Genomic DNA, 6,847 nt, shown 5'->3' with positions numbered 1-6,847 from the left:
CACTTGACACCTTGCAGTCGGCAGTCTAGAAGTTTGCTTTACAGTCTATTGCGAAATATACCGAGTGTCGATTATGAGGCCATGGCAAGGCGGTTGCGTCCTCTGCGCCCTCTTGGTGTCCGGCTTGGTGTCCGGGATCCTTTCGGGCTGCGCCACCCAGCGCGGTGACGGCCTCGCAGGACCGCGCGCCGACGTCGTGCTGGCCGGGTTGTCCCAAGTGGGAACCCCTTACGTCTACGGCGGGAGTAGCCCGGGCGAAGGCCTCGACTGCAGCGGACTCACCTATTACGCGCACCATGTCGCCGGCGTGCAGATCCCGCGTGTCTCGACCGAGCAGCTGCGCACCGCAACTCCGGTTCCCGGCCGTCAGCCTCGTCCCGGCGACATCGTCTTCTTTCGGATTGCGCCGGGAGAGCATCACGTAGGGCTGATGGTGGACGAGGAGCGCTTTGTTCACGCATCGACGTCGCGTCGACAGGTCCGGCTCGATCGGCTCGCGACGCCATACTGGCAGGCCAGGTATCTGGGGGCCGGGACCTATCTCGACTGATACGCCCGATCGAACGTGGCCTTCCCCTCGCGTTTTTCGGACCAATGTAGCACAATGCGCGACAGCTTCCGGTCCAGCCGGAGGTGTCGATGTCACCACAATGAATTATTCGAAGGAGTTGACAACCATGTCCGATAAGCCAATGAGCACGAGCCGTCGCGACGCTGTCAAGGTGATGCTGGGTACCGCTGCCGCGATCCCGGTCATCAATCTGGTCGGCTTCGGCACCGCGCGCGCTGAAGCGCCTGCGAACGCAGTCGCTGCGAACGATCCCACCGCGGTCGCGCTCAAGTACAACGCCGATGCAACCCAGTCCGACCGTGCCGCTGCGGCCCGTCCCGGTGCGCCTGCCGACGAGCAGTTCTGTAAGAACTGCCAGTTCCACCTCCCCGATGTCGCCGGTGCGACCGAAGAGTGGCACGGCTGCAGCCTGTTCCCCGGCAAGTTGATCAACGTCAACGGCTGGTGCGCGTCCTGGACCCTGAAGGCCGGCTGATCGCCTCGATCAGTCTCCTCGGATCGTCCGAAACGGGGCCGTTTGGCCCCGTTTCTCGTTGCATCGCCGACCTTCGGTGCTCAATCCGCCCCAGGATTACGTGCCGCACGCCAACCCTGCCAATTCCTGATCACCTGCCCGATCGCACTAGGCCAGATTTTTGCATTGATTTTGAGAACGAGACCTTTCCAAGACGTTCTCCGGTGACCCTCATGCCCTTCTCGCAACAACCCTCTTCCTCAAGCCCCGAGATTGCCCAACCCTATCGCGGCGCAGCTCGGTTTCCCGATGTCTCGACTCCGAGCTGGCGCATTGCGATTCTGCGCGGCATCGTCTGGGGACTGATCGGGATGATCTATGCGCCCTTGTTTACGGGACTCGCCGAGTTATTCCAGGGCCTTGGCTTCGGCCACGGTTCATACATCGCAGCTGCCGCCCTGGCGGGCGGTGTGGGTGCTGCACTCTACGGTGCGCGTGAGGTCGCCCTGATCGCAACGGGTATAGGTGTTCTGGTCGGCGTCCTCGTTCTGATGCTCTTTGCCGAGCAGATCGCGGTCTTCCATGTCGTTCTGGTGGCGGCCGCCGCCGCGGGCTTGGTTGGACTGACCGTGAGCTTCCCCGCACGTTGTTCGAGACATGTCCCGGGGAAAACCATGGCCGGCCTGGCGACCGGTGCGATCTGCGGCGGTTTTCTGGCCTTTGTCGAGCCCTTGCATCCGAATCCATTCTCGTCCTTCGCTGTCCTGGCCTTCCTCGTCAGCGTCAACGGGGTACTCTATGTGTCGACCGTGCGTTGGTGGCTGTCGGTGTCGCATCGGTTGCATTGCGAGTCGCGGCCCTGCTACATCATCGAGTCCTTGGTGATGGCAACGCTGGCAGGTGTGGCCGCCGGCAGCGTCTGGATGATGATCGGCCCGCTGATCGACATCGAGGCCGGGCTGTGGCAATCCGCGAGCGAGGCCATGCACGATCGAATTCCGATGGCTATTTTCGGGGGTCTGTTCGGCGGCGCGATCGCCGGGATGCTGCTCGAATTCTTCCGGTTTTCCTGGGTGCACGATCTTTAAGACATGGCGAAAACAGCCTCAAGCCGGAAATGGCTCGATCGGCAGCACAGCGACCCCTACGTCAAGCGTGCGCAGCGCGAGGGATATCGTTCGCGTGCGGCCTATAAGCTGCTCGAGATCCAGGATAAGGATCGGATCTTTCGGCCCGGGATGCGGGTTCTGGATCTGGGGGCCGCTCCGGGCAGTTGGTCCCAGATCGCCGCGCGCCTTGTCGGACCGCGCGGCAGCGTCGTTGCGCTCGATCTGCTGCCGATGGATGCGCTGGCCGGCGTCGTCGTCATGCAGGGTGACTTTCGCGAGCCCGAGATGCTCGAGCGGCTCTGCGAGACCTTGGGCGGCGAGGCGCTCGATCTGGTGCTCTCGGATATGGCCCCCAATATAACCGGCATGACGGTCGTGGATCAGCCGCGCTCGATGTACCTTGTGGAACTGGCCTTGGATCTCGCGCGGTCGCGTCTGCAACCCGGCGGGTCTCTGGTCGTCAAAGTCTTCCAAGGCACGGGCTTCGACGAGATCCTGACCGAGCTGCGACGGAGCTTCTCCAAAGTGGTCAGTCGTAAGCCAAAATCGTCTCGATCCCAGAGCCGGGAGCTTTACCTGGTCGCCAAAGGCTTTCATCCTTAAGGCGTCGGTGCTAGTTTCGATCGTCCGACCTCGACATCATCGCGTCGGTCCACCATCAGCAGGGGCAAGCAGCCGTGAATGACATGGCGAAAAACATACTTCTTTGGGTGGTCATCGCCGTCGTGCTGATGTCCGTCTTCAATAATTTCACCACCGCGCCGACGCCCCCGCGGACCCTGACCTATTCCGATTTCATCGAGCAGGTCCGGGGCGGCGAGGTCAAGGAGGTCACGATCCAGGGCCGTACGATCGAGGGTGTCAGCGGCTCCGGGCAGAGGTTCACCACCTTCAGCCCCGGGGATGACGGGCTCGTGGGCGACCTCCTGAATCACGATGTCGTGATCAAGGCAGCTCCCCCGGAGAAACAGTCCGTCCTCATGCAGGTCCTGATCAACTGGTTCCCGCTCCTGATCCTCATCGGCATCTGGATCTTCTTCATGCGGCAGATGCAGGGCGGTGCCGGCGGTCGCGGCGCTATGTCCTTCGGCAAAAGCCGCGCCCGGATGCTCTCGGAGGATCAGGTCAAGGTCACCTTCCAGGATGTCGCGGGTGCCGAAGAGGCCAAGGAAGAGGTCTCGGAGATGGTCGATTTCCTGCGCGATCCGAGCAAATTTCAGAAGCTCGGCGGCAAGATCCCGAAGGGTGTGCTCATGGTCGGTCCGCCCGGAACCGGCAAGACGCTCCTCGCCCGCGCGATCGCGGGCGAGGCGAAGGTGCCCTTCTTCACCATCTCGGGCTCGGACTTCGTCGAGATGTTCGTCGGTGTCGGCGCATCCCGGGTGCGCGACATGTTCGAGCAGGCCAAGAAGCATGCGCCCTGCATCATCTTCATCGACGAGATCGACGCGGTCGGTCGGCATCGCGGTGCGGGCTTGGGCGGCGGTCACGACGAGCGCGAGCAAACCCTGAACCAGCTCCTGGTCGAGATGGATGGCTTCGAGGGCAACGAGGGCGTCATCGTCATCGCGGCCACCAACCGACCCGACGTGCTGGATCCGGCGCTGCTGCGTCCGGGTCGGTTCGACCGCCAGGTGGTGGTCCCGCTCCCCGACGTACGCGGTCGCGAGCAGATCCTGAAGGTGCACATGCGCAAGATCCCGGCGGCCGAGGACGTGAAGGCGTCGGTCCTCGCGCGCGGCACGCCCGGGTTCTCGGGCGCGGATCTCGCCAACCTGGTCAACGAGGCCGCGCTCTTTGCCGCTCGGTCGAACAAGAAGATGGTCGACATGGACGACATGGAGAAGGCGAAGGACAAGATCATGATGGGCGCCGAGCGTCGCTCCATGGTCATGTCCGACGACGAAAAGCGTCTGACCGCCTATCACGAGTCCGGCCATGCGATCGTCGGCCGGCTGGTTCCCGACCATGACCCGGTGCACAAGGTCAGCATCATCCCGCGCGGCCGGGCACTGGGCGTGACCCTCTTCCTGCCCGAGGACGACCGCTTCAGCTACAGCAAGCAGCGCCTGGAGAGCAGCATCTCGAGCCTCTTCGGCGGACGTCTGGCCGAGGAGTTGATCTTCGGCCCGGAGAGCGTGACGACCGGCGCGCAGAACGACATCCATCGTGCGACCGAGATCGCACGCAATATGGTCACCAAGTGGGGCCTGTCCGACAAGCTGGGTCCGCTGACCTACAGCGAGGAGGAGCAAGAGGTCTTCCTCGGGCACTCGGTCACCCAGCATAAGAGCGTATCGGACGAGACGACGCATCTCATCGACGAGGAGATCCGCAACGTCATCGAGCGCAACTACGAGCGTGCCCGCGGCCTGCTCGTGGCCAACATGGACAAGCTGCACGCCATGTCGGCCGCATTGATGAAGTACGAGACCATCGATGCGGAGCAGATCAACGACATCATGTCCGGCCGCCCGCCGCGTCCGCCGAGCGACTGGGAGGACGAAGAAACCGGCGGCCGTCCGGCGGGACGTCGCTCCGACCGTGCCCGACAAGTGGATCCCGAGACCGGCTCCGACGACGGGACGCTTGGACGACCTGCCAGCGAACATTAGTCAAGGAGGACGGTATGTCGGGACGTCGTTATTTCGGGACGGACGGAATCCGTGGGCGCGTCGGGGAGGGGATGATCACTCCGGACTTCGTCCTGAAGCTCGGTTGGGCGGCGGGACGGGTCTTTGGTCAAGGCAACGGGAATGGCGGGAAGGTTCTGATCGGAAAAGACACGAGGATCTCGGGCTACATGTTCGAGTCGGCCTTGGAGGCGGGCCTGGTGGCGGCCGGGGCGAACATCCGGCTGCTCGGGCCGATGACCACGCCCGGTGTGGCCTATCTGACCCGCACCTTTCGCGCCTCGGCCGGCATCGTCATCACCGCCTCGCACAATCCCTATCAAGACAACGGCATCAAGTTCTTCTCGGCCGACGGCGATAAGCTCCCGGACGACGTCGAAGAAGCAATCGAGGCGGAGCTCGAGCGACCCCTGCGCACCGTCGACTCGGCCGCGCTCGGCAAGGTGAAGCGGATCGACGACGCCAACGGGCGCTACATCGAGTTCTGCAAGAGCACCGTTCCGACGAGCATGAATTTTCGCGGCCTGCGGCTCGTCGTCGACTGCGCCAACGGCGCGACCTACAACACGGCGCCCTATGTCTTCGAGGAGCTCGGCGCGGATGTCGTCCGACTCGGTACCGACCCGGACGGTTTCAACATCAACCGCGATGTCGGCTCCACCCATCCGGATGCCTTGTGCCGGGCGGTCGTGCAGGAAGGGGCCGATCTGGGCATTGCCTTCGACGGCGACGGCGACCGGGTGCTGATGGTCGATGGCAAAGGGCAACTGATCGACGGCGATCGGCTCCTGTATGTGATTACCAAAGACCGTCTTGCCGACGGGGCGATGCGCGGCGATGTCGTCGGCACCCCGATGAGCAACCTGGGCTTCGAGCATGCGTTGCAGCGTCTCGGTGTCGGGTTCGTGCGGGCCAAGGTCGGCGACCGCTACATCATGGAGCATCTGAAGCGCTCGGACGGCATCCTCGGAGGCGAGCCCTCCGGACACATCATTTGTCGCGACCGCACCAGCACGGGTGACGGCATCGTCGCGGCACTGCAGGTCTTGGCCGGACTCAAACGGCTCGACCGAGGGCTGCACGAGATCTGTGCCGAGGTCGAGCCTTATCCCCAGATCCTGATCAACGTCCGATTGGACGCCCAGCGCGATATCGTCGGGCTCCCCGCCGTGCAGGATGCAGTCCAGACCGCGGAGCAGACGCTCGCGGGCCGGGGGCGGGTTCTGCTGCGCCCCTCCGGGACCGAGCCATTGGTTCGAGTCATGGTCGAGGGTGTCGACGCGAGCGAGGTCCGGCGTCTTGCCGAGTGGCTGGCTGAAGTCGTGCGTGCTCAGATCGCGCCCTCGTCGGCCGGGCTGACCTCTTGACCGCGTCCAGTTCCATCCATGGCATGTGGTCGACTCGGCTCGCCTTTATCCTGGCTGCGAGCGGATCGGCCGTAGGTCTCGGGAACATCTGGCGCTTTCCCTACACCGCCGGCGAATACGGCGGCGGGGCCTTCGTGTTGGTCTATGTGCTCTGTGTCGTCCTGATCGGCGTTCCGATCATGATGGCCGAGATCATGCTCGGCCGGCGCGGTCGGCGCAGTCCCATCAATACTATGCGCGTCCTGGCCGGCGCCGAGGGCCGCTCGCCTGCTTGGCAGTTGTTGGGCTGGATGGGGATCCTCGCGGGTTTTCTCATCCTCTCCTTCTACAGCGTGATCGCGGGCTGGACCATGGGGTACATGTTTCGCGCCGCGACCGGCATGTTCACCGGCATCGACGGCGCGGGTGCCGACGAGATGTTCTCCGGCCTGATCGGGGACGCAGAGCGTCTGCTCGCCTGGCACACCATCTTCATGGTGATGGTGGTGGTCGTGGTCGCGCGCGGTGTCGCCGGCGGACTGGAGAAGGCCGTGCGCATCCTGATGCCGGCGCTGTTCGTGCTTCTCGTGGTCATGGTCGGATACGGCGTACAGGCCGGCGATTTCGACGCGGCGGTCGCCTATCTCTTCGAGCCCGACTTTGCCGAATTTCAGGGCAAGGCCGGCGAGGCGATCCTCAGTGCGATGGGGCAGGCATTCTTCAGCCTGAGTCTC

7 protein-coding genes are annotated in these 6,847 nt (G+C 63.8%); all 7 read left to right on the top strand.

The genetic code is table 11. From position 1 onward, the window contains the following. Positions 1 to 73: 73 nt before the first annotated feature. Positions 74 to 550 carry a C40 family peptidase gene (locus tag VLR48_RS11140; protein WP_325291853.1) on the top strand — a complete coding sequence of 159 codons (477 nt, stop codon included), beginning with the start codon at positions 74 to 76 and terminating at the stop codon, positions 548 to 550. Positions 551 to 677: 127 nt separating this feature from the next. Next, on the top strand, positions 678 to 1,046 hold the full coding sequence (locus VLR48_RS11135; RefSeq protein WP_325291852.1) for a high-potential iron-sulfur protein: 369 nt from the start codon (positions 678 to 680) through the stop codon (positions 1,044 to 1,046). A gap of 212 nt (positions 1,047 to 1,258) precedes the next feature. Continuing rightward, positions 1,259 to 2,113 carry a hypothetical protein gene (locus VLR48_RS11130; RefSeq protein ID WP_325291851.1) on the top strand — a complete coding sequence of 285 codons (855 nt, stop codon included), beginning with the start codon at positions 1,259 to 1,261 and terminating at the stop codon, positions 2,111 to 2,113. A 3-nt stretch (positions 2,114 to 2,116) separates the two neighbouring features. Next, a complete protein-coding gene (gene rlmE, locus VLR48_RS11125; RefSeq protein WP_325291850.1) occupies positions 2,117 to 2,737 on the top strand; it encodes a 23S rRNA (uridine(2552)-2'-O)-methyltransferase RlmE in 621 nt (206 codons plus the stop codon). A gap of 83 nt (positions 2,738 to 2,820) precedes the next feature. After that, positions 2,821 to 4,749, top strand: coding sequence for an ATP-dependent zinc metalloprotease FtsH (ftsH, locus tag VLR48_RS11120; RefSeq protein ID WP_325291849.1), 1,929 nt, complete (start codon positions 2,821 to 2,823; stop codon positions 4,747 to 4,749). 14 nt (positions 4,750 to 4,763) lie between these two features. Further along, complete coding sequence (gene glmM / locus VLR48_RS11115; RefSeq protein WP_325291848.1) at positions 4,764 to 6,134, top strand: phosphoglucosamine mutase; 1,371 nt, start codon at positions 4,764 to 4,766, stop codon at positions 6,132 to 6,134. Further along, positions 6,131 to 6,847 (top strand): sodium-dependent transporter (locus VLR48_RS11110; protein ID WP_325291847.1); only part of this gene is annotated, 717 nt, incomplete at its 3' end. The genes glmM and VLR48_RS11110, both read left to right, overlap by 4 nt.

This window comes from Thiocapsa sp., from assembly GCF_035467215.1.
GTDB lineage: Bacteria > Pseudomonadota > Gammaproteobacteria > Chromatiales > Chromatiaceae > Thiocapsa.
The sequence above is the reverse complement of the archived record's forward strand: the minus strand, read 5'-3'. Positions and strand labels throughout refer to the sequence as shown.